Here is a 23,230-nt window from a genome sequence, read left to right on the forward strand (position 1 = left end):
GATCATCCATGTCAGTTTCCCCTTTTCATGCTCAGCAACGGCTCCCTGTTCTCAAGGGCTTACTTGCTAGACAAAACACTGCTTCAAAAGAGCAAGGTCTAACGCTGATTGAGTGTCTGGTGGCAGTGTTTGTGATTGGCTTGACGGTGACTCTGATCACCCCGCCTCTATTTATTGCGGCTGCCACCCGCGCCCAAAATCGCCGAGCAGAACAGGCCCTCCAGATTGCTCAGGGAGAGGTCGATCGCATCCGAACCATGGTGGCGCGCGGCAACCACACGAATGCCGACCTGCCTAAGGAAATCCCAAATGGGATAGCTCTGAAAGACTACGGTACTCCCAATGGTTTTGTTGGCAGTCTGATAAAAACTCCTTCTAGTGCCTGTACTGGAAGATATGACGATAGAGCGATCGATCCCACTAAAGCCTTGAAAGTAGACGTAGATGGCGACTGCGTTGCAGATTTCTTCATGCAGGTCTTCCGAACAAGAGGAAATACAACGCAAGATCAACGTACTTCAACTCCGACTGTCACTCAGCAAAGGCCGTCAGACTTCCAGTTGGGTGTGCGTGTCTACTCTATAGTGGCAGACGGCACTGCACCCGGAAACGCTTGGGGAAATTTGGAAAGTCCGCCGCAACAGGCTTCTCTACAGATGACCAATGGCCAAGGCAATCAGCGGAGACGCCCCCTTGCTATTATCTACACCCCGTTCTCTTGGAGCGATCAGAATAGTACCCTATGCAGCTATTTCCAAAACGCTAATGGGGCACTACCCCAAGGCTGTCCGCCTCCTTAACTTACTGGTCACTCCGTCGCTCAAAGTCAATTATTTTTTGGAGGATGTGCGCCGCTCACCTTTCAAGAAACAATTAGCTTCAAAAAATCAACAGCAGCATTAGAACATAACCTGTTCGCCCCATATGAGGTGGGACACTATGGCAAACCATGACTTTTTCTCTCGACTCAAATCTCACTTGCTCAAATCTCGCGTAAAGCCTGCGCTGCTGCCCAAACGGCATTCTGGCACAAAGGGCTTTACCCTCTTGGAACTCTTGGTAACTGTGGCGATCGCTGGAGGTATCATCTCAGGTCTGATGTATATTGTCGTCGAGCTGATGGGAACCGACCAACGCGAAGCTTCTCGCTCTGAAACTCAGCGAGAGATGCAGATGGCAATGGACTACATCAGTACAGAGCTACGCGAAGCGGTTTATATCTATACAGGTTCTAATTTAGAGTGCCCAGCTAACGCAGCGACCGGAGCAATCTGTCTAACCAGCTACCTCCCTGCATCTTTGAGCAACGATAGTGTTCCTATCATCGCCTTCTGGAAACAGCAGGCATTTCCCGACACTACGGCGGGTGTCCGAGGGCAGTGCTATGGTAGTACACCGCCTGCGGGTGTTTCCTGTTTAACTGGATCTTCCTACGCCTTAATTGTCTATTCCCTCAGCAAAGCCCCCAGCACCATCTGGTCAAAAAACGCCAGAATTACCCGCTATGCATTCACTGAATTTGACACTCAAGGCAATCTCAATAGGGGTTATGTTAATCCAGGGGCATTCAATAACTTTGCAACATGGCCGATGGGCAAAGATGCACAGACTGGACAAACTACAGATCTTCGGAATGCTGCAGTTTTGAGTGGACGAACTCCAGGAACTCCGGTCGATACTCCCGGCCCTGTAGCTCTGGTTGATTTTGTTGATGTTAAGCCTCGCCAAGCTACAGTTTGCCCAAGCGAGGGAGTGAACTACTCAACATCTCCTACCGATAAAACGCTGATTGACAGAGGCTTTGGCAGCAATGTCCGCAGTTTCTATGCTTGCATCAGCATCCGTCCTCAACCCACAGGCTCTCCCGCAACTAGCCAAGAGGTGAATACTGGCGTTAATCAGGATGTCATTTTGTATCTGCGAGGCAATGCTGATGGCAGACCTGGAATCATTGGAGACGGATTCCTCCCCGCGCTAGAAACCAGGGTTCTCAGTCGGGGCGTGCTAGGAAAAACTCCTTGATCGCTGTTTGCTTGACCTTGTGTGCCTAGTGAAGTTAGAAACCTAGTAAGCTAATAAATCTAGCAAAGTTAAAAATATAGCGGAGTTATAGAGCATGGTGGAACTTAAAAATCGGTGGAGCCACAAAAATGATACGTAAATCTTCTTCGGGACATTCTACGTTTGGGTACACCTTGATAGAGATGATGACAGTTTTAGTGATCGTTGGCGTATTGTCGGCGATCGCTGCTCCAGGATGGCTTTCCTTCATGAATAGTCGTCGGGCAAATGCAGCAAGAGACCAAGTTTCTCAGGTTCTTCGACAGGCTCAAGCCCAAGCCCTTCGTACCAAACAATCGCAAACGGTAGCATTTAATGTAACTGCTGCACCTCCCACTATTACAGCATTAGGGGTGACCGATCCCATTGGTAACGGTCAGCTTGAGCCTAATTCAGTGACTTTACAAGCAAAGAATGGTGCAACGAATATCTCCACTCTCGAATTCGACACAAATGGCAACTTAAAAAATCCGGCTCTAGATCAGCAAGGGCTAAAGATCACAGTCACTGTGCCTCCTAATACAGGGGCTAAGCGTTGCGTCATTGTACAAACTTTGCTGGGCGCAATGCGATCGGCAAGCGGTACTGATTGCAACTAGGTTATTTTAACTAAATGATCTTAACTAAATGATCTCAACCAGATGCTCTCAAAAGAGATAAAGGGCTACAAGCACATTTATAGCTCTATAAAAAGTGTAAGGGCATGATTGACACACCCTTATCAAGAATCCTGAAACTGGTAATCTGACAAGGCCTCTCTAAGATAAAAATTCAGAATAAAAGCCCCACTTTCAGATACTTAAGTCAAAGACTATTGAGAATTTCTGAGCTGCTTAACCGTGAAATTCTAGCTATGAAAATTTTCTTCAGGGCGGTAGATTTTTCTCCAACAACGCTCTAAATACCCAATCTGGTGGCGATGCCAAAATTGCTTAGGGTTTAAGGTTAGCGGTACCTTATTGTCAAAGATAGGCTGAGTCAAGAACTTCCATAAAGGAAATTGAGTTTTACTGTTGTTAGGATTCATATTACGTAAATCTGGTGTGAGGAGAACTAATAAGGAATTTCTAGAAATTGAGTAGACCAGTAAACATTGGCTGACTCATTCAACTTCTATGATGTTCACTTCTAGATATAAGTTTTCCCAGATTTATCTTATGATCTCCCACAAAAGCGATTCATATCAACGAATTTTTTGACTAAAAAAGCGATCGCTTTTTTAGTCAAAACTCTAAGTGAGAATACGAATAAACATAAGTGTTATTAGATACTCCTCAGCCTTGGTTGAGTTAGTAAGAATTTATAATCTAATCCAAATTAAACCATATCCTAAGCACTGGCTAGCAACACTTAGGATATGGCTTAGTTCTGTTCTAGAGTGACAGTCAAACCTAGTTCATCGAAGCCGAATCTCTTTTTGAAAGCGACTCTTAGCAGCTTTGAATTCAGTCGAAAGCTGTTGGCTCTGTTCATCTGAGAAATTTTTGCCGATCGCCGCTAACATCGTACTTTCTTCTTGGCGAACATGATCGAGGACAGATTCTTTCAAAAGCTTGACAGCATCTTTGAATCCAGAGGATGAAACATCCATGGCTTTAATCTTATCCAGCATCTCCTTCATTTCAGCCTGTTCGCTGTAAAGTTCTTGAGTGTTGTCTTCGCCATAGAATGGACGAACAGCAGGGTAGACAACATGCTCTTCTGCTTCTGAATGGGCTGATAGATCCTTGTAAAGTTGCCCAAAGTACTCCCTGGTTTTTTGCGGATTATTGCTTCCTTCAATTTCGGCGAACAGAACGCTTACCTTCGCGTGATCTGCCCGAATGACATCCTGCACCTTCATGTCCGAGCTATCAGATGCCTGAGTGATAGCACTGCCTGCAATACCGGATAGTGCAGCCACGGCATCTTGGACTCTTGCCCATAGCCCTTGATCAGCCTCCTGTCCTGTGAGTTCTCGCACTCCCAGAACTTCCAAAACACCCTTCAGCTGCTCTTGATGTGCCCGATTCTCAAAGTTGACCGTGTTGAGAGGAGCGATCGCAACTTCAACATCTGCACCCACTTTCTGGGCAGCTTTATGTACTAACAAACCAGACATGGTTTGCTGATGCTTAAGTATTTCGTGCTGAAAGACTTTTTCGTACAGGGATAGCTTAGAACCAGACATCAGCTCTGAGAGCTTTTCAACCATTTCTGTGACATTCTCAGCTGGCTTGGACGAGACTCCGTATTGAACAATAACAGTTTCCAGAATTCCCAGATTTTTACGATCGTCTTCCAGCATCTTTTGAAAACGCTCTTGAATCTTTTGGTCGGTAATTTGGGGGCTGAGCTTCTGTTCATTTTCAATCAGCAGCCCCTGAACAACTTTCATGCTCGCTAATTTTGTAGCAATTGAAGCTCTCTTGGTGTCATCAAGTGTAGATACCATTGTGTTCTCCTACCATGTGAGATGATTGAATCTATCTAACAGTTTGGCGCTGTAAACAAATGAAGCAATCAATCTTATGAGTGATTGCGCCTTCAGCCTAAATAATGAGAGTAGATACTGAAAAGACATTCTTCAGTTACTTTTCCAGAAAATCAGCACAGCAACGCTTATTCATGCATTGCTGTGCTGATTTTTTTGAGCGGGCAGATAGGGATGGGTAACCTTTTGACTGCCCCTATCTATTACCATTTCCACCTATTAACCGTTTACTACATCGCCACCATTGGGATGAAGAATTTGCCCTGCCATGTAGGACGAATCCTTGGAGGCTAAAAACACGTAGCTAGGTGCAACTTCTTCGGGTTGACCTGCTCGCTGCATAGGTACTTGTTGACCAAACTTTTCAACTTTTTCTTCCGGAAAAGTTGAAGGAATAAGAGGAGTCCAAATCGGCCCAGGGGCGACACCATTTACCCGAATTCCTTTTTTGATCAAAGATTGGGACAGAGACCGTGTGAAGGCAACGATCGCTCCCTTCGTGGTCGAATAATCTAAGAGTTGAGCATTACCTTTATAGGCTGTAACAGAAGTAGTGTTGATGATAGTGCTACCTTCGCTCAGGTAAGGAAGTGCTGCCTTGGTCAAGTAGAACATTGAGAAAATATTGGTGCGGAATGTTCGCTCTAGCTGCTCTCCGCTGATCTGTTCAATGCTCTCCTGAGGATGCTGCTCGGCGGCATTGTTGATCAAGATATCTAGGTGCCCTAAATGAGTGACGGTCATTTCGACACTGTGTTGACAGAACTGCTCATCCCCAATGTCACCCGGCAAGAGCAGGCAAGCACGCCCTTCGGACTCAACTTGCTGCCTCGTTGCTTCTGCGTCTTCATGCTCATCCAGGTAAACGATCGCTATATCTGCTCCTTCCTTAGCAAAAGCGATCGCCACGGCGCGACCAATTCCGCTATCGCCACCCGTGATTAGCGCGACTTTCCCTTCTAGCTTGCCTTTACCTTGATAATCGTGACCCTCGGTCTGGGGTAGAGGACTCATCTCAGACTCTAAGCCGGGACGCTGTTCTTGATGCTGCTTGGGCTGTAATGGTTCAGTCGTATTCTGAGACATAGGCTTTCTCCCTTGCTTCACTCAACAGAATGGCATGTAGTTTGAAGAAGATCCTCTTGCCAAAGATATGAGTTAGGTGTTTCTAAAGGTCGATCGTTAAGTCTAACTGTCTGAAAGAGAGTGCCTATAATGGTGGAAGTTTGAGCTTTGAATCACGAGAGAATTTATGGATGAGCTAACGGGTTTGGGAGAATCTAGAGAAAATCGTGATTTGAAGTGGGATGCAGATAGTTTCTCTAAGCAGGACAAGGCTGCGTTAGACGAAAAGGTTTTAACTCAAGGGCTGCATCTTCAGGACTGGGTGCCAAACTTTGAAGTCAAAAAGGATTTTGTACCTGTAGTTGATGCATCTACTAAGCAAAAAGGAGCTATTGAAAAATTGGGGCTAACGCCTCATGTGAGATTTGGTAAAAAGATAATCAGTAAAATTAATGGGCAGCAGTCCATTGAAGTTCTAAGAATAGCTAATCTTTGTCAAAATTATTCTGAGCGGTTGAGATGGGGCTGGACTGATACGCCAAAACCTGGCGATCGCTTTGAAAGCTCTATGCTCCAAATAGGAGGATGGCTCGTGGGTAAGGCTGAGCAGCCGATCGCGATGCGCTTTTTGAGTCGCCAGTTTTTGATTGCAGAAATTCCCATCCAGATTCCTCGCCCAGATGTGATTAAAGCTCATTTTTACGATGCTAAAGCCGCTAACTGTGGCTATCAGGCTAGCCTCAACCTACAAGATTTTTCGGGTGAGGTAGAGGTAGGTTTAGAAGCCGTATTTTCAGATGGTAAGACGGCTTCTGCATGTGTTATTACTCTCTACAAATACGGCTGACGAAATGCTTTCAAGTCAGTATCTGTGAATTAATTGTTCCCAAATGGATACGTTTCTGGTTTACTAAGACCGCCTGTAACACCACCTCATTTGGAACTTCAAGAGCATTGAGGGTTCTTGAAAATCCGCTACGCTCGGCTTTGGCATGGTGAGCATAAATCCCTTGAACATCCGGGCGATGAACATTTAGAGGAATTTTTTGTATCACTTGGTTGTCATGAATGATTTCGATCGCCACCGCATCAAAATCCTTACCTAACACCCAGCCCTGAATAGGTAGCCCCAGCTTATAGTTTTTCCCCTGGGTGGGTGTATCAATCGCCCAGCCTTCCAGCCATTCTGAAGCTTCTTGAGATTTGGTAACTTGCGTAACTCCAATAGATATACAGTCTGGAATGTTCAGAGCATAATCCTCTGTTTCACGAGTTAGGTTAGGGCTGTAACAGGGATCGAGTTCTACTTTCTTCCCCCACCGCTTTCGCATCAGATCAGATTCTTGTTTCAGTCGCAGTACTTTCTCAGATGTTTTTTCATACCCACGGCTGCGTGATTCATGGTGATAGAGCTGGACGTGGGGCAAGTAAATATTGCGGTAACCTTTCTGGGTGATCTTTAAGCAAAGATCTACATCATTGTAGGCAACAGCTAGCTGCTCATCAAATCCGCCTACCTGCTCAAATACTTCTCGGCGGCACATGAGACAGGCTGCCGTAATAGCAGAGTAGTTGTTGACGGTAGCAATTTGGGTAAAGTATCCCGGTGTGTGCGCCTCAAAGTGTCGATGACCATGGTTCGCAATACCCTGGATACCTAATAAAACTCCCGCATGCTGAACCGTATTGTCAGGATAGAGCAGCAAACCTCCCACCGCGCCAATGGATTGTCGCTGAGCTTGCTCTACCATCGCCTCAATCCAATCTGAGGCAATCACCTCAGTGTCATTGTTGAGAAACAGTAGATAGCTGCCCCGTGCTTTCTTAGCAGCAAAGTTATTGATGCGTGAGAAATTGAAGGGAACATTGAATTTATAGCTTTTGAATTGCTGCGGTCGCTGACGCTGCCAAGAAGCGATCGTCTCCAGCGCCTCTCGCTCACTGCTGCCGTTATCAATCACGATTACTTCGTAATTAGGGTAGGTACTCTTACTAAAAATTGACTGAAGACAGCGATCGAGTATAGCTCCTAGATTACGGCTAGGAATAATGATGCTGACCTTGGGGTAGTCAGCAGGATGATTGGGTGTATGGTCGGGTGTGCCTGAGCAGCCAATGTGATAACGAACGGTGTATGCGCCGGGAAATCTGGCGTTACCCACCACTTTACCTGGTTCATTCCGTCGCGTTAAGGCATCTGCTATTGCTCGCTCTGCGGCTTCATAGGCGTAGGGTTTAGCCTCTACTCCCCCGGCAGCAGAATTTGCATGCATTCGCCAGTGATAGAGAATTTTGGGGATATGAAAAATCTTGTCTGTCTGTTCGGTTAAGCGCAAGACTAAGTCATAATCCTGACTCCCTTCATAGCCCAGTCGGAATCCCCCAATGCGATCGATTAGCGCGCGGCGATAAACTCCGAGGTGGCAGGTGTACATCCGCGCCAAGAATGAGTCAGGGCACCAGTCAGGCTTGAAGTAGGGATAAATCCGCTCTCCCTGCTCGTTGAGCTTGTCCTCATCTGAATAAATCATGTCTGCTTCAGGATGTTGATTCAGCAGACTAACCATTTCGTACAGCGCGTCTGGAGTCAGGACATCATCATGATCGAGTAGGGCGATAAATTCTCCAGTTGCCAGCGTTAGCGCTGAATTGGATGCTGCTGAAATATGTCCATTCTGTGTCCTGGAAATCACCTTAATTCGAGCATCTTGAGCTGCATATTGCCTCAGCAGAGCCGCAACATGGGGCAATCGAGATGCGTCATCGGCAATACATAATTCCCAGTTAGGATAGACCTGACTGAGAACAGACTCGATCGCCTCCTGCAAAAATATGGCAGGAGTGTTGTAGGTCGGCATAATGATGCTGATTAGCGGACGGTAGCTGAGAGCCGCAGCAGATTTTGCCATGGATCTCAGGTCATCCTGGCTAGGGGCATTTTGCTCTAGCCAATAGGCATAAAGATAGTCTGGGCTGCTAAGACCCACCTGATAGCCAGTGCCCTGCCGATTGTGCCGTTTCAAGACTTTCTGGAGCTGAGCGATCGCCATTGAATGGTCAGGTTGTAGCTGAAGCGCCATTTGGTAAAACACGATCGCGCCGTCCGTTCGCTCTTGCCGAGCTAGGGCATCTGCTAGACCCACATATAGATCTACATCAGGCTGAATCTCAAGGGCTTTGTGGTAGTTCTGCACTTCATCTGGATTTTGGGCGATCGCCTGACGGTAAAAATCCAGCGCCTCAGTCAAGTCTTGTTTGGCACGTAGCCGCAGCGCATCGCTGAGTTTTTGTTGAGCCTGAGATAGGTTAGGCTCTAGCTCTAGGGCGCAACGATAAGCTTCGATCGCGCCATCCCACTGGTGCTGATGGGCAAGGGACTCTCCTAAGTTGTAGTGCGACCAGTGAAAACTGGGGTTGAGGGCGATCGCCTGACGAAAAACTGCTGTAGCTTCTGACCATTCTCCCAGACGATTGAGAGCATCTCCCAAGTTGTTGTATGACCAGGAAAAATCGGCATTGAGGGCGATCGCCTGACGAAAAGCATAAACCGCTTCCGACCAACGATTCAGCCGATTTAACGCATCACCCCACTCGTGCTGTGCCAGACTGGACTGGGGCTGAAGCCCTGCCAAAGCCTGGTAGCAGGGCAGGGCTTCTATCCAATTTCCAAGCTTGACCCAGGCATCGCGTAAGCCCTGATAGCCCGCAATCTGAATCGAAATTTGATCAGGCGCGAGCTGGATGATTTTTTGGTAACAGAGAACTGCCTCCTCGTAGCGTTCGATCGCCATGAGTGCCTGCCCTAGCCCTGCGTAGAGCTGAGGATTTTTGGGATCTTTCAGCGTTGCCTGACGGTGAGCTTCCACAGCGTTTTCCCAGTCACCCTGCTGACCTAACGCCTCTCCTAAACCGTGATAGGCATCTGTATTCGCCGCATCAAGATGGACTGCCTGCCGATAGCAAACCACAGCCCAATCTGGTTTGCCGGAGCGGCAGAGGCGTTGTCCCAGCTGAATGTAATCCTGGGATGTCGCCCAAGTCGGCTGAAGTTGCAATGCTTGATACCAGCAGATGGCGGCATTTTCAGACTCACCCATTTGCTGCCATACCTGTGCTAAGTTCCAGTAGGCTCCGGCAAATTGGGGGTCGAGGGCGATCGCCTCCTGGTAGGCACTGGCCGCCTCAGAGAAGTGCTGCTGCTGAACATACAGACTGCCCAACCGAGCATAGGCTACGGCAGAAGACCGAATGGCGATCGCTTTTTTGTACACCTGCTCTGCGGCTTCCAGATTGCCCTGCTCTTGCCATGCCCATCCTGCCGTGATGTAGGCTGATGCCAGCTGTGGTTCTAGAATAGCGATCGCTTGGCTGCTTGCTGTAGCAGCGGCTATCCAGTCTTGCTGATGACATAGCACTTCACCCTGCTGTAGGTGAAATGCTGCTTCTTCAAACCAGGGCAAATCTTCTTCCTGAGTCTGCTCGAATTCCTGAGTCTGTTCAAATTCCTGAGAAAAGGCTGGAGGCAGGGCTGCTGGCATAGAATCGTCTTTCGCAGCGAGTTCTGAGACAGAATCTGCATTTTCGGCGATCGATAGCTCAATAGCTCTACGATAATAGGCGGCAGATTCTTCCAATTCACCCTGCTGACTGAGGATTTCAGCCAAGTGCTGGCAGGCTTCCCCTGAAGTTGGCTCAAGATGAACTGCACGGCGATAATAGGCGATCGCTTCCTGAATCTGTCCCTGGCTCAACAAGGCTTGACCTTGACTCAGCAACTCTGGTACTCCTAACGTCAACAGCGCCAGAGGCAATACCTCCGCTTTTTTGCTAAGCTCTGGTGCTAACGGTTCTGGCATCATCTGCTCCAAAGACTGGGGAATCAGATCCGCCTCTTCCGATGAAAAAAGTCGGTGCAGTTTGGGAAAATAGCGCTGGATAGGATTGAGCATGGTTCAGGTAAATGCAAGAAACATGAAAGGTATCAGTTGAGGTCAAGAAATTTGAAGACTGGAAAGCAAATCTCTCTAAAAGAGAGACATTTGTTCGGCTACTCTATTGTCTTCTGGCAACGATTCAAACAGATTAAAAAGACGATCGCTTCTTAATTTTTGGATAATAATTTGATAACCTTGGTGAACGATCGCCACCTGATCTTTAACAGAGCTGATGAATGCGTCAATGCCTAATCGCGTATCTTGTCCAGGATAGTTGGGATCAGTCCATTCGTAGTCATCGAAGATCATTACGCCTCCAGCTTTGACTAATTTCCAGGCGAGCTGTGCATCCATATGAACATGGTTTGCCAGGTGACAGCCATCAATATAAACGATGTCATAGGTTTCGGGAGCAAGAGTCGCCAAAATAGTGTGGGAGTCTCCTGTCAGTCGGGTGAGGCGATCGCCCGCGCCAGTCTGAGCCACATTAAACTCAAAGATCTCCTGAAAATACTGATCGATGCAGGTCAGGTTTGACATAGGGTGCGTCAAAACGTGATCGAGCAGCCAGCAAGCCGACATACCCTCGAAACTGCCGATTTCTAACGATTGCACTGGATGACCCGTAAAGGGCTTTAAGTGGGTTGCCCAAATCGAAATATTGTAGCTAAACCAGTCGTGGGTAAACTCATATTGGCGGGCTGTCCCCTCCCATCCGTTGAGTTGAATTGCCTTACGGTGCAAAGCAATCGCTTCTTCCACCTCGCCCTGATCTGCCAGCAGATTGCCCAGATGCGTGTATAGCCAGCTTGCCTCCGGCTGCCGCTGAATCTCCTGCCGATGATTGGCGATCGCGGCATCAATTTGCTGCTTACCCACCACGGAGTGCATTCTTTGCTGCTGCGTTACCTGTGCCGATAGCTGTACTGCCAAATCCCAGAAAACGATCGCTCCATCAAATTGTTGAGCCTCTGCCAGGTTACTGGCAACCTGAGCGCAAAATTGAGGATCTTTACCTTGTAAGAGGGACTGACAGTACCGTAGCGTCGATTCTAGCCCCCCTGTCTCAGCTTGGTGCCGCAAGACACATCCGAGCTGCCTGTAAACGTCCGCCAAATCTGGCTGGAGCTGAATGGCAGATAGAAATGCAGCGATCGCCTCCTGGTGATGGCGCAACGCCGTGCCAAGATGATAGTAAGTCCACGGAGATTCAGGATTGAGCGCGATTCCCTGCTGCAAGGCAACTGACGCCTCCTGCCAACGTCTTTGCTTAAGCAACACATAGCCTAAATTGTGATGCGCCCACGAGAAGCCAGGGCTGAGTTCAATAGCGCGGCGACAGGCAATTTCGGCGCGCTGCCACTGGCGCAGTGTGAGTAACGCATTGCCCAAGGCATGATGAAACTCTGCTCTATCGTCGAGTTCGGTCGATCGCTGATAATGATCCAGGGCTTCCGTCCAGTTGCCTAGATATTCTGCTAGTTTGCCGAGTCCATACCAGGAATCTGCATGATCTGAATTAATTTCTACAGCGCGCAGAAAAGCGGCTTGGGAGGCTTGCCATTGTTCCTGTTGGCTCAGCGCTACGCCCAAATTATAGTAGGCTTCATAAAAATCGGGACGGAGCTGAATACCGCGCCGATAGCAGACGATCGCCTCCTCTAATTTGCCCTGCGCCAATAGCGTATTTCCCAGAACCAGCTGATTTTTGGGATTTGCCCAGCGGGGGTTTAACGTCACGGCTTGATAGCGATGCAGGACTTCTTCGGTGCGTTGACCCAATCGCCCGTACAGGCTTGCCAAATGGCGGTGCAAATCTGCACTGGCTGAGTCATGACCGGAGTCATTGTCTGAATCGAGCTGCAGTGCTTTTTCGTAAAGGGCGATCGCTTCTTGCCACTGCTGCTGACTGGCATGGAGTTTACCCAAGTCAGCATAGGCTCTCGCTAGGTTAGGCTGCTGCTGCAAAGCACGGGTATGCCAAGTCACAGCCTCCTGGAAGTTGCCCATTCCCTGTAAGACATTTCCTAATTTTTGGCAGATCTCAGGGATGCCCGTCCCGCTGGCTAGGGCTTGCTCACAGATTGCGATCGCGTTGCTTAAGTGAGTTGTAACCATAAGTCACTCAGAATTCATCATTCGGGCGTAGGCAACAGGCTGTAGACTAACTTATTTTTCGAGGGTTGGCATATTTTAAGACAAGTTTAATTCAGGACAAGTTTAATTGCCGCAGGAGTATTTTAAGTGCTGCTAGGTCAACCCAAATATCTTCCGTTAGCGGACTGGGATACATGAGTTGCCGAATGGGATAGCAAGCTACTCCCGGAGCCGCTAAGAGATAGTGATGTAGCTTAAGGCGATCGCTAATGACCCAGTAATAGTGCCGAATATAGCTCGGCGCAACCAGCTCAACGATCGTTGTGCCAGGAGAACAGAACAGCATATTGGTCAAACCGCCGCCGTGCGGGGCAATAATCACCTCGGCTTGGGCAAATAGAGCAACCTGCTCGGCAAAGCTGAAGGTTTCTAGCGTCACTGATACGAACCCCAGATGCGACAGCTGCTGCATGACCGCAGTTTCATTAAGCACACGCCGATGATTTGCCTGGGCACGACTAATGTAAATGCGTTTGGGTAAAGCCGTTTTGGCGGCAGCGATCGGCAAAAATTCTCGCCGTAGAAACTCCAGCGCCCAAGGCTCAATCCAGCCCAAATGCCCCGTGAATGAAGGCGCAATTAACAGATCTGTCTGAATGTAGGAATGATGATCGCTTGCCAAGATCTTGTCTAGCGGAATGCCCAGCGTCTCTAAGGTCTGCTGCTGAAACGGCTGGATCGCACTGTTAATCCAGAATTTGTCGATCGCCTCCCACTCTATGCCGCTTTGCCGCAGCAATTCCAGACGAGGCAAGATGTCTACCATCCAGTGGAAGTAGTTGTGTCCTGATAATCCTGCTAGGGCGGCGACTCTGCCTGGAATCTGCTCTAGGGGGGCTAGTTCTGCACTAAAAATGTGATGGCTGGCTGGGTTGAAGCTTTGGCATCCCGGCAGTCTACCAGGATAATTCTGAGATAGATCAGAGAGCAGCTTGTGATCGGGGGTGAGAATGGCGATCGCATTACAAATTTTCCAGGAATTCTGCTGTGGCATTGCCCAAGCTTTACCGCTAGCAATGATTGCTGTAAATAAGGGTAATGTCACATTAGTAGATGCTATTGGGGCACCACAAGTATGAATACCATTTCCTAAGTGAGTCAGATGAAAGCGATCGAAAATGCGTTTGAGACAGGGAGCGCAATTGAGTCCGGCGCAGGAGGATGGAGCGGGTGCGGGGAGGAGCGGTTGTGGAGTAGAGAGGGATATGTAGCGATTGCCTGAGTGTGAATTAGAATTAAACCAGTCTTGAGTCGTAGGGATAACATCTGTGGGGTGATCGCTGGAATAGGTCAGGGTATTAGACGAGGAACAATGGGTCTCATGCAACTGATGTGGATCAAGATCTAGGACAAACTGATGAACCAGCAGAGCCGCGCTAAATCGCTCCTGTTTGATTAAGCATTCTGCCAGCTTTAGACACAGTTCCTGACGTAATTCTGAGGAGATGGACTGAAGCTTTAGCGCCTGCTGATAGAATGCTTCAGCCTGTCGATATTGCGCTGTACCGCCGTAGGCAGCTAACGTATTGCCCAAGTGAAAATAGGTTTTAGCAAGGGATGCTTGAATCGAAGGACGATCGGGTAAGCTTGCTGACTCTGCTTGAAGCAACGCCTGAAGAAAATGAGCGCAATTTCTTCGGGCTTGGCTGAGTTCATCTAACCCTTGGAGCTGAATCGCCCAATTGCAGTAGGCTTTCACCAAGGCTGTATCTGGGGCGATCGCCCGTCGCCACCACTCCAATCCTCGATCCCACTGGTTCAACGCTATCCAGGACAGACTGCCATCGCTAAAAGCCATTGCGGCCAGAACATGATCTGGAGCATCACTTTGTTGGTCACTCAGTTCGATGGCTTGCTGAAAGGAGGCGATCGCCCCCTCATGCTGCGCTTGAGCTTGCAGCGCTCTACCCAAGTTGCAATGGGCCAAGATCAGATCAGGCTGAAGCTCGATCGCTCGACGGTAGGAAGCAATGGCGGCAGCAGGATTCTGCTCAAACAAAACCTGTCCAAGATTATTGTGTAAAATCGCCCAGTCAGGCTGAAGCGCAATAGCCTGCTGATACGTTGAAATGGCTTCATCCCGGCGATCGAGCTTTGCAAGAGAGCAGCCTAGATTGTTGTACGCCTTGATGGAGCTGGGATCAAGTGCGATCGCCTGGTGGTAATGATGAATAGCTGCAATCTGCTGACCCTGCTCATCCCGCACGACTCCCAAGCTGTGATGGGCGCTAACGTAGCGTGGCGCGATCGCTAAGACCTTTTCATAACATTGTGCTGCGCCTGCAAGATTACCTTGCTGGTGCAGCACATGACCCAAGTTATAGTGCAATTCGTGGAGGCTTAGCTGCACGGACAATCAACAGAGTTTAATTTAGCCTTTTTGTTTATTTGTTTGAGGGACTCGCTGGGGGAGCCTCTCAAACAAATAGCTAATTAGAAAATCAGGAAATTACTTGCAGAGACATTGGGTCTGCTATTGAGCTGGAGAAGTGGAACGCTTGCCGCACCCTCGCGCGCAGGATTGTAATACAGAATACCAGTGTCCCTGTCGTAGACCAGTCTTGCATCTGAACTAGATGAACCAATCCCATTGATAGTCTGAAAATCAGATGCGCTGAGTCTACCAGCTCTCAATCCCGAACTTGGCAGCAGTTTCCTACTAATCTCAATTACATCTCCTCTAGGAGAAAAATCCGTGATTTGATTGAGCTGATTTCTATTGCCTACTGTTGCATCGGACTCAAAGCGGAAGCGATCGTTTCCTGGCCCACCGACGAGAGTATTGCGCCCTGCTCCCGGAAGCAAAACATCATTGCCGCCCCCCCCGCTGACAGAATCGTTGCCATTGCCACCCCTCAGGGTGTCATTTCCTAGCCCGCCTTGAAGAGCGTCGTTGCCATCGCCACCCAGCAAAACATCATTGCTGTCAGCCCCATCTAGCGTGTCGTTACCTGCCCCACCTGCGAGAGTGTCAATCCCTGCACCTCCGGATACAGAGTCAACCCCTGCACCACTATACAGGACATCATTTCCGATTCCACCTAGCACAGTGTCGTTGCCTACTCCACCGTCAACAGTGTCGTTGCCTCCACCACTATCTAGGGTATCGTTGCCAATTCCGCCAAACAAAGTGTCGGCGCCTGCACCTGTAACAACTGAATTATCACCTGCGCCTGTCTGGATTCTGTAGGGAACCGCTGTGGAAGCAGAGGTCACTCTGAAGGAGTTTCTCCCAGCGCCTCCAGTCACAATTACGGGCGTAGTAGCAGAGTCCTGACTCAATCTCGCAGGCTGCTCGTTGATGACCCGTAAACCAAACTGCGTCGTGCCTTGAGAACTCGGCTGAATAAGAACTTCTGACATTAATCACTCCTGCTAAGGCTCAACTTTAGGGTGCCACTGTGACGCAAAGCGCTGTGACACGGTTTCAAGGTGAGGGTAATTGACCTCTGATTACTCTGAGTATGCTGCTTAACTTTTTTAGGACTGCGATCGCTGAACAAGCGCGTCTTTAGCTAAGCCTAATTGGACTGAACATGACTCAACATTGACTGGTATGGATGTGACCAGTAGACGAAGATTGAATGAGCAATGCCCTGCCGACAATCCTTACGTGCTAGTGATCTTGGATAATATTAGAAGGCTGACCTGCTCGAATTAAGGTTCATAGTCCAAATTGCTTCCAAGTGTAACAGGTTTTTGAGAATTGGATGCAAAACATTTTTTACATTGAGGACAGAGCTGCACATCTACTAAGGGATAGCGATCGATCGCCACAACTTACGCCTGTAAGAATGACAAAGGCTAATGTTGATCTGACTGTACGCCCATAGTAAAAGATGTGTCTTGGAATACCCGCGTAATTTCGACGGACACCTTGCCACTAAAGTCCGGAATCGGCGGATTGACTTTAGTTAACCGCACCCGCACCTGCTTGACGCTGCCAGAGGCGAGAACAGTTTGAGCGATCGTTTCCACGAGCTTCTCAATCAGACGAAATCGCGCCGTCCGAACCAATTCTTGGATAGATTTGACATCTGCTCGATAATCATAAGTGTCTTCGATGCGATCGCTCTTTCCCGGTTCTGTAATATCTACCCAAAGCGTTAAATCTACTTCAAACCATTGACCTAAACTCTGCTCTTCAGGGAACAGACCTGTATAGCCATAGGCACGAATGCCCGTAAGCTGAATTGTATCTAGTGAACCTATGTCTTTCATAAATCTCGGTGAGTGAAGGGTTTAGCATTCGCGCCGCTGTAGGTTGCAGCAATATGACCGTCTCCAGCCACTTGATATTTGTAGGTGATTAAACCCTCTAAACCCACAGGTCCCCTAGGCGGCATTTTTTGGGTGCTAATGCCCACTTCTGCCCCAAAGCCGTAGCGAAAGCCATCTGCAAATCGAGTGGAGCAATTGTGAAACACCCCGGCGGCATCCACTTGGGACATAAATTCTGCGGCGGCTTGGCAGTCTTCGGTCACGATCGCCTCCGTGTGGCGAGAGCCGTAGGTGTTGATGTGGGCGATCGCCTCCGTCAGCGAATCCACGACTTTAATGGACAGCACTAAATCGCTGTACTCCGTTGCCCAGTCTGCCTCAGTCGCGGCTGGAATGGAGTCGGGCACCAGCTCACGGGTGCGATCGTCTCCTCGTAGCTCTACCCCGTGAGATTGCAGGGCGGCAGCTAGCTTAGGGATTTGAGATGCAAAGTCTTGATGCACCAGCAGCGTTTCGATAGCGTTGCAAGCAGAGGGATACTGTGCCTTGGCATCAACGGCGATCGCGATCGCCTTGTCCAGATCAGCAGCTTTGTCAATGTAGAGGTGACAAATGCCGTCCGCATGACCTAACACCGGAATGCGCGTGTGATCTTGGACAAAGCGAACGAAGGCATTAGAGCCTCTAGGAATAATCAAATCTACTTCTTTATCTAGCTGTAGGAGGGCGATCGTTTCTTCGCGAGTGGTCAGGAGGCGCACGGTAGCTGGATCAATGTCTGCCTGAGCAAGTCCCTGATGAATGGCATGGGTCAAGGCTTCGCAGGAGCGGATGGCTTCCCTGCCGCCCTTGAGAATCACGCCATTCCCAGACTTGATTGCCAGTGTCGCAATTTGCACCAGCGCATCGGGACGAGATTCAAAAATTACGCCCAAAACGCCTAGCGGACAGGTGATTCTCTGCATGATTAGCCCTGTATCTAGCTCTCGATGGAGCTGGATCACGCCGATCGGGTCAGGCAGTCTGCCCAGATCTCGCACCCCGGCGATCGCTCCTTTTAGCTTCCCTGCATCTAGCTTTAACCTCTCATAAAGCGGCTTCGCTAATCCTTCAGAAACCGCAGTTTCGCAGTCGAGTTGATTAGCCGTCAGAATCTCTGAGGCATGGGCTTCCAGAGCAAGAGCAATTGCCTCGATCGCGCCATTGCGAACTTCGGTAGGCAAAACAGCCAACTGACGAGCGGCTTCGCGGGTCTGGTGCGCCAACGTGGCAAGAGGTGAAAGCAGGGGAGTTGTCATGGCAGGAATACAAAATACGGATGCAAGGAGGGTAGACACTCTCATCCTAAGCTCTCACGAATCGTGCTGCCGCGCTACGCTGATTGCCCAAGTCACCCGCTGCTTGGTCCGCTCGGCAATCAGTTTCGTTCTGCTTGCATAATGCTGAGAAGGACGATCGAGCGTAATGATTTTCAATCAACTGAACATGATGTCTAGACTGACTTCAAGCCTTTTTGCCAAACCTGTGTTTCAGGTCTTCTAGAGAGAGCGATCGAGAATCTGATTGCGTTTCTGGCGGCTGAGAAGTCTGAGGTTTAGAAGTTTGGGGTTTGGAAGTTTGGGGTTTAGAAGTCTGGGGTTTTACGGGCTGGGATTTTGTGGGCTGAGATTTAGAAGTAACAGGCTGAGGGCTATTGCCGACTGCCGATCGCTCTCCTGTTCGCATGGTTAGGCTGATGCGCTTCAGCTTTTCATCGACTTCCAAGACACGCACCTTCACCACCTGCCCGACTTTGACAATCAGCTTCGGGTCGCTGACAAAGCGATCGGCTAGCTGCGACACATGCACCAGGCCATCTTGATGTACGCCGATATCTACAAATGCGCCAAAGTTTGCCACGTTGGTAATCACGCCCTCTAGCTCCATATCGGGCTTGAGATCGCTGATTTCCTTGATGCCTTCTCTAAAGGTGGCGTACTTAAATTCGGCGCGCGGGTCGCGTCCTGGTTTTTCTAGCTCTGCCAAAATATCGCGCAGGGTGGGTTCCCCGATCATCTCCGTTACGTATTTTTTGAGGTCGTTTTTTTGTATCTTCTCTGCGACTTGAGTAATCTGAGTTAAAGGCACGCTGAGGTCTTTGGCGATCGCCTCTACCACGCCATAGCTTTCGGGGTGGACTGCCGTATTGTCCAGCGGATTTTTGCCGTTGCGAATGCGGAGAAACCCTGCTGCCTGCTCAAAGGCTTTAGGCCCCAGCTTCGGCACCTTGAGCAACTCCCGCCGACTGCCAAATGCGCCGTTTTGATTGCGATAGGCGACGATGTTGTTGGCGACTGCTGCCGAAATGCCCGACACAAAGGTAAGCAGTTCTTTAGAGGCCATGTTCAAATCGACGCCCACATAGTTGACGCAGCTTTCTACCGTTTCATCCAGCTTTTTCTTCAACAACTTTTGATCCACATCATGCTGATATTGCCCCACGCCGATCGATTTGGGGTCAATCTTCACCAGCTCTGCTAAGGGATCCTGCAGCCGCCGACCGATGCTGATGGCTCCCCGCACGGTAATGTCTTGATCGGGAAATTCGGCGATCGCCACGTCACTCGCCGAATAAATCGATGCGCCTGACTCGTTAACGATGACTTTAATCGGCTTGCGTTCCATGTCTTGCAACACCTCAGCCACAAACTCATCGGTTTCGCGTCCGGCAGTGCCATTGCCGATCGCAATTAACTCAATCTGATATTTCTCGATCAGCTTTTTGATCGCCAGTCCCGCCTGCACCCGCTGGGCTGCCGCCTGATGCGGAAACACCGTCTGATATTCCAGAAACTTGCCCGTCTGATCTAAAGCCGCTACTTTACATCCGGTGCGGAATCCGGGGTCGATCGCCAAGGTCGGCTTCATGCCTGCCGGAGAAGAGAGCAACAGCTCCCGCAGGTTGGTTTCAAAAGTGGTGATCGATGCCACATCGGCTTCCAGCTTTTTGGCTGCCCGAACTTCGCCAATTAGCGAGGTTTTCATTAACCGATTGAAGGCATCCTTCAGCATCTCGCGGTAAAAGTCGCGGATGGGGCGCTGCTTGCTGTGGATCTCTTCCGATTCCAAATAGCCCAAAACTGCCGCTTCATCAAATTGCAGATCAAATTCTAGAATGCCCTCTGCCTCTCCACGACAAAGCGCCAGCAGGTTGTGAGGCGCGATCGCCTTTACCTTCGCCTGATATTGCCGATACATCTCAAACTTGGTAGAGCCTTCGGGGTGGTCGGGCTTGAGCTGCGACACAAACAGCCCCGACTCTAGCAGCTGCTCCCGGATGTGCGATCGCAAGTATGCCTGGTCAGCCACGGCTTCGGCCAGAATATCGGCAGCTCCCTTCAGCGCCTCTTCTGCCGTCTTCACGCCCTGAGTTTCAGAGACATACTTTGCGGCTTCCGGCTCTAGCGGCGTGGCGGCAGCACTCGGCTGATTCAGGGCTTTGATCCAATCCGCCAGCGGCTGCAAGCCTTTTTCACGGGCGATCGTGGCTCTGGTACGCCGCTTTGGGCGGTAGGGCAAATATAGGTCTTCTAGCTCGTTTTTTTGCAGGGATTGCGCGATCGCCTGCTCTAGCTCTGCCGTTATCTTGCCCTGATCGGCGATCGATTTGAGAATCACCGCCTTGCGTTCTTCTAGCTCGGTCAGGTAGGTGAAGCGATCGAGCAAATCCCGTAGCTGAATCTCGTTCATCTCTCCGGTGCGCTCTTTGCGGTAGCGAGCGATAAAGGGAACGGTCGCGCCTTCATCGAACAGTTGCAGAGCGCTTTCGACCTGATGGGGGGTGAGGGAAAGCTCGGTTGCCAGTAGCTGAGGAATGTTTAGCATGACGGAATCTAGCAGTTGAACGCATTCCGTATGGTAACGCGGCGATCGCCCTTATGGCTAAATAGTCATGGCTAAGTAGTCCCAAGATTAACCCACCCATATCGACACTATCGATCGGGCTATAATCACAACAGCAGAACAGCCGGAATGAATCCCCATGATTACCCGCGAAGCCCTCAAACAGCAACTCGACACCTGCACTGAAGAGCAACTCCAACAAATCGCCAACTTCATGGAATTGCTCAAACTCCATGCACAGGCATCTGATTCACCCCACAATATCCCCAAAGAGCAAGTCCTCGAAGATTTCCGCCAAGCTTGGCACGAAGCCATGACCGGACAGGGAATTCCGATCGCTCAACTATGGCAAGAGCTAGAGAGCGGCAAGTGCTAGAAAATGGATGACTCCAGTGTTACCGTTATTGCCTTACCTACGTTTACTCGCAATATTCGGACGCTCATCAAAAAGTACCGCAACATTCTCAGTGATATTCAACCGATCATTACACAGCTAGAAAATGGTGAAATCCTCGGTGATCAAGTCGCAGGTGTAGGCTATCCAGTCTTTAAACTCCGAATCAAAAACAGTGACAATTAAAAGGGGAAGAGTGGTGGTTATCGGCTGATTTACTATCTCAAAACAAACGATCAAATTTTATTGATGACGCTTTACAGCAAGTCTGACCAAGATGATGTCATAGACGGAGACTTAAAAGACATCATCGAAGAATACGAACGCAGCAATCTATAAGCTCCATCGGCAGCATTCTTAGGCATTGGAGCGATCACCCTTCTTTATCCAACAAGCCGTGAAAGCTTACCTAGCGGCTTTTTGGCATACCGTGTCATAGACGGAGACTTAAAAGACATCATCGAAGAATACGAACGCAGCAATCTATAAGCTCCATCGGCAGCATTCTTAGGCATTGGAGCGATCACCCTTCTTTATCCAACAAGCCGTGAAAGCTTACCTAGCGGCTTTTTGGCATACCGGACGTTTGCGATCGCATTGTGTCGAGTCGCAATGGCATTGTAGCGGCTGCAATAGCATTGCATCGGCTCACAATCGAATTGTAGGAGCTGCGATCGCATTGTGTGAGGTCGCAATGGCATTGTCAGCTCTGCAATTGAATGTTGAGTAGTGACAATGGGATGGGAGAGGGGGCGATCGAATTGTGGGGGTGGCGATCGAGTGGGAGAACTGTTAGAACTGTGGGCAATGGGGCGATCGGGGTACATCGCGGAATTAGGCAAGAGAGTGCGATTTTGAAGGGTGAAAGGCGATCGACTGAATTTTGTCGCTTCATTATCTGATTAAGAGTCAAGCAGACTGCCACTAGGCTAACAACCACAAGGCACCGGAACTTTGAAGCATAATGTTTCTAGCGAAAATTATCTGCCTCCGGTGATTGCAAACGTTAAATTGCTTAGGTTGTTCATCAAGGCTCTATTTGAAGATTATGGTAGGACATTTAGCATAATTGACTCATGAAGTTAAGCAAAACTCATATTCCAGACAAAAATACTTTGTGTTCTGAATTTCTTCAGCGCCATAGTATTCTTCCCACACCTATCGTTCAACGTGAACTATCTGTAATTTACTGGGTTGTTCGCACGAAACTAGAAGTTGATCATGATTTAGTTAATCGCGTAGATACCCTCAATCAGGCTGATCCAGTATGGGCATTATTAAGATCTATGCTTGATCGAATATTTGAATACATTGAGGGAGCTATATGTGCGTATGTGACTGGTTCCACAGCAGCTTCTGAGATAATATCTAGAACAACAATTGAATCAGCCGTTAATCTGTTGTTCATTCTTGTAGATAGTAGAGATGGTAGTCACCTTACTCAGTACTTATCGCATTACTTCAGTAATGAAGAAAAAGAAATTGATAGATGGCTAAATCTGGTCGATTCTCTAGACAGCGACGCGAAGAGGGTTCATCAGCTGAAAGCAATCCAAAAGAAAACGACACTCATAAGCCTGAAGAAATATATCGATCAAGCTCTTGCTGAGTTTAAATTACCTACCACAGAGCAGGCAGTAAAAAAATGGCCAAATATTGCAGAGCGGTTTAAACTTCTGGGTCTTGAACTTGACTATAGAACTGTCTATGCAGCGTTATGTTCACAAACACACAATGACGCTGAAGATTTACTTAACTATTTTGTAGTTGTATCTTTAGGGAATCGAGATTTACTAGATAAAGTGGGTCTTGAAACTGTAAATTTTAGTCGCCTAATGATGTATATGGGAGTTGAGTATTATATATCAGCAGCGGGAGGCTACGCAGTACGTTTTGAATTAAATGATGCTTTAGATGGCATATCTCAAGGGCGTAATATAATTCTCAAGGAGCTGGAAAAAATTGCAAACGAGTTGGATTCAGCAACTTAACAATATGCCCTGAGTCCGACGAAGTCAAGGGAATCGATTCTGAACTTGTGTT

17 protein-coding genes are annotated in these 23,230 nt (G+C 48.8%); 7 read left to right on the forward strand and 10 right to left on the reverse strand.

The features are described from left to right. Positions 1 to 8: 8 nt before the first annotated feature. The 3 genes from AC5JMP_RS12895 to AC5JMP_RS12905 all read left to right on the forward strand — a co-directional run bounded on the left by AC5JMP_RS12895 (position 9) and on the right by AC5JMP_RS12905 (position 2,660). Entirely contained in the window at positions 9 to 800 is a 792-nt protein-coding gene (locus AC5JMP_RS12895) for a type II secretion system protein (RefSeq protein ID WP_495851879.1), read from the forward strand. Between the two features lie 139 nt (positions 801 to 939). Continuing rightward, entirely contained in the window at positions 940 to 2,022 is a 1,083-nt protein-coding gene (locus AC5JMP_RS12900) for a prepilin-type N-terminal cleavage/methylation domain-containing protein (protein ID WP_495851880.1), read from the forward strand. A gap of 128 nt (positions 2,023 to 2,150) precedes the next feature. Continuing rightward, positions 2,151 to 2,660, forward strand: a complete 510-nt coding sequence (locus tag AC5JMP_RS12905; RefSeq protein WP_495851881.1) for a prepilin-type N-terminal cleavage/methylation domain-containing protein — start codon at positions 2,151 to 2,153, stop codon at positions 2,658 to 2,660. 797 nt (positions 2,661 to 3,457) lie between these two features. Here AC5JMP_RS12905 and AC5JMP_RS12910 read toward each other — a convergent pair. Together AC5JMP_RS12910 and AC5JMP_RS12915 are read right to left on the reverse strand one after the other, a co-directional pair. Further along, the gene (locus AC5JMP_RS12910; RefSeq protein WP_495851882.1) at positions 3,458 to 4,495 is read right to left on the reverse strand and encodes a hemerythrin domain-containing protein; all 1,038 of its coding nucleotides are present in this window, start codon (positions 4,493 to 4,495) and stop codon (positions 3,458 to 3,460) included. Positions 4,496 to 4,753: 258 nt separating this feature from the next. Then, positions 4,754 to 5,620 (reverse strand): SDR family oxidoreductase, encoded by an 867-nt coding sequence (locus tag AC5JMP_RS12915; RefSeq protein WP_495851883.1) that lies wholly within the window; start codon positions 5,618 to 5,620, stop codon positions 4,754 to 4,756. 166 nt (positions 5,621 to 5,786) lie between these two features. On the opposite strand from AC5JMP_RS12915, the gene AC5JMP_RS12920 reads away from it, so the two are divergent. After that, positions 5,787 to 6,446: a hypothetical protein gene (locus AC5JMP_RS12920; RefSeq protein ID WP_495851884.1), complete on the forward strand. Its 660-nt coding sequence runs from the start codon at positions 5,787 to 5,789 to the stop codon at positions 6,444 to 6,446. 10 nt (positions 6,447 to 6,456) lie between these two features. Here AC5JMP_RS12920 and AC5JMP_RS12925 read toward each other — a convergent pair whose 3' ends face one another. The 7 genes from AC5JMP_RS12925 to AC5JMP_RS12955 form a co-directional block, all read right to left on the reverse strand. Then, a complete protein-coding gene (locus AC5JMP_RS12925; RefSeq protein WP_495851885.1) occupies positions 6,457 to 10,548 on the reverse strand; it encodes a tetratricopeptide repeat protein in 4,092 nt (1,363 codons plus the stop codon). 75 nt (positions 10,549 to 10,623) lie between these two features. Next, positions 10,624 to 12,651: a tetratricopeptide repeat protein gene (locus tag AC5JMP_RS12930; RefSeq protein ID WP_495851886.1), complete on the reverse strand. Its 2,028-nt coding sequence runs from the start codon at positions 12,649 to 12,651 to the stop codon at positions 10,624 to 10,626. A 91-nt stretch (positions 12,652 to 12,742) separates the two neighbouring features. Next, positions 12,743 to 15,040, reverse strand: a complete 2,298-nt coding sequence (locus tag AC5JMP_RS12935; RefSeq protein WP_495851887.1) for a tetratricopeptide repeat protein — start codon at positions 15,038 to 15,040, stop codon at positions 12,743 to 12,745. An 83-nt stretch (positions 15,041 to 15,123) separates the two neighbouring features. Next, positions 15,124 to 16,053: a calcium-binding protein gene (locus AC5JMP_RS12940; RefSeq protein ID WP_495851888.1), complete on the reverse strand. Its 930-nt coding sequence runs from the start codon at positions 16,051 to 16,053 to the stop codon at positions 15,124 to 15,126. A gap of 441 nt (positions 16,054 to 16,494) precedes the next feature. Beyond that, entirely contained in the window at positions 16,495 to 16,911 is a 417-nt protein-coding gene (gene folB, locus AC5JMP_RS12945) for a dihydroneopterin aldolase (protein ID WP_495851889.1), read from the reverse strand. Then, positions 16,908 to 18,209, reverse strand: a complete 1,302-nt coding sequence (locus tag AC5JMP_RS12950; protein ID WP_495851890.1) for a glutamate-5-semialdehyde dehydrogenase — start codon at positions 18,207 to 18,209, stop codon at positions 16,908 to 16,910. Before AC5JMP_RS12950 ends, folB begins: the two co-directional genes overlap by 4 nt. 205 nt (positions 18,210 to 18,414) lie before the next feature. Next, a complete protein-coding gene (locus AC5JMP_RS12955) occupies positions 18,415 to 20,775 on the reverse strand; it encodes a Tex family protein (RefSeq protein ID WP_495851891.1) in 2,361 nt (786 codons plus the stop codon). Positions 20,776 to 20,932: 157 nt separating this feature from the next. Here AC5JMP_RS12955 and AC5JMP_RS12960 point away from each other — a divergent pair, with 157 nt between their 5' ends. Continuing rightward, a complete protein-coding gene (locus tag AC5JMP_RS12960; RefSeq protein WP_495851892.1) occupies positions 20,933 to 21,169 on the forward strand; it encodes a hypothetical protein in 237 nt (78 codons plus the stop codon). A gap of 3 nt (positions 21,170 to 21,172) precedes the next feature. After that, a complete protein-coding gene (locus tag AC5JMP_RS12965) occupies positions 21,173 to 21,373 on the forward strand; it encodes a hypothetical protein (protein WP_495851893.1) in 201 nt (66 codons plus the stop codon). A gap of 347 nt (positions 21,374 to 21,720) precedes the next feature. Here AC5JMP_RS12965 and AC5JMP_RS12970 read toward each other — a convergent pair whose 3' ends face one another. Further along, on the reverse strand, positions 21,721 to 22,029 hold the full coding sequence (locus tag AC5JMP_RS12970; protein WP_495851894.1) for a hypothetical protein: 309 nt from the start codon (positions 22,027 to 22,029) through the stop codon (positions 21,721 to 21,723). A 234-nt stretch (positions 22,030 to 22,263) separates the two neighbouring features. Here AC5JMP_RS12970 and AC5JMP_RS12975 point away from each other — a divergent pair, with 234 nt between their 5' ends. Then, positions 22,264 to 23,178 (forward strand): DUF5677 domain-containing protein, encoded by a 915-nt coding sequence (locus AC5JMP_RS12975; RefSeq protein ID WP_495851895.1) that lies wholly within the window; start codon positions 22,264 to 22,266, stop codon positions 23,176 to 23,178. Positions 23,179 to 23,230 lie beyond the last annotated feature (52 nt).

It is taken from the genome of Drouetiella sp., from assembly GCF_059504425.1.

Excerpts from the sequence above, each read along its gene's own strand:
- AC5JMP_RS12965 (WP_495851893.1), top strand. The coding sequence starts at position 21,173 with ATGGATGACTCCAGTGTTACCGTTATTGCCTTACCTACGTTTACTCGC.
- AC5JMP_RS12955 (WP_495851891.1), bottom strand. The coding sequence starts at position 20,775 with ATGCTAAACATTCCTCAGCTACTGGCAACCGAGCTTTCCCTCACCCCC.
- AC5JMP_RS12895 (WP_495851879.1), top strand. The coding sequence starts at position 9 with ATGTCAGTTTCCCCTTTTCATGCTCAGCAACGGCTCCCTGTTCTCAAG.
- AC5JMP_RS12915 (WP_495851883.1), bottom strand. The coding sequence starts at position 5,620 with ATGTCTCAGAATACGACTGAACCATTACAGCCCAAGCAGCATCAAGAA.
- AC5JMP_RS12930 (WP_495851886.1), bottom strand. The coding sequence starts at position 12,651 with ATGGTTACAACTCACTTAAGCAACGCGATCGCAATCTGTGAGCAAGCC.
- AC5JMP_RS12925 (WP_495851885.1), bottom strand. The coding sequence starts at position 10,548 with ATGCTCAATCCTATCCAGCGCTATTTTCCCAAACTGCACCGACTTTTT.
- AC5JMP_RS12975 (WP_495851895.1), top strand. The coding sequence starts at position 22,264 with ATGAAGTTAAGCAAAACTCATATTCCAGACAAAAATACTTTGTGTTCT.
- AC5JMP_RS12900 (WP_495851880.1), top strand. The coding sequence starts at position 940 with ATGGCAAACCATGACTTTTTCTCTCGACTCAAATCTCACTTGCTCAAA.
- AC5JMP_RS12905 (WP_495851881.1), top strand. The coding sequence starts at position 2,151 with ATGATACGTAAATCTTCTTCGGGACATTCTACGTTTGGGTACACCTTG.
- AC5JMP_RS12920 (WP_495851884.1), top strand. The coding sequence starts at position 5,787 with ATGGATGAGCTAACGGGTTTGGGAGAATCTAGAGAAAATCGTGATTTG.
- AC5JMP_RS12950 (WP_495851890.1), bottom strand. The coding sequence starts at position 18,209 with ATGACAACTCCCCTGCTTTCACCTCTTGCCACGTTGGCGCACCAGACC.
- AC5JMP_RS12960 (WP_495851892.1), top strand. The coding sequence starts at position 20,933 with ATGATTACCCGCGAAGCCCTCAAACAGCAACTCGACACCTGCACTGAA.
- AC5JMP_RS12910 (WP_495851882.1), bottom strand. The coding sequence starts at position 4,495 with ATGGTATCTACACTTGATGACACCAAGAGAGCTTCAATTGCTACAAAA.
- folB (WP_495851889.1), bottom strand. The coding sequence starts at position 16,911 with ATGAAAGACATAGGTTCACTAGATACAATTCAGCTTACGGGCATTCGT.
- AC5JMP_RS12940 (WP_495851888.1), bottom strand. The coding sequence starts at position 16,053 with ATGTCAGAAGTTCTTATTCAGCCGAGTTCTCAAGGCACGACGCAGTTT.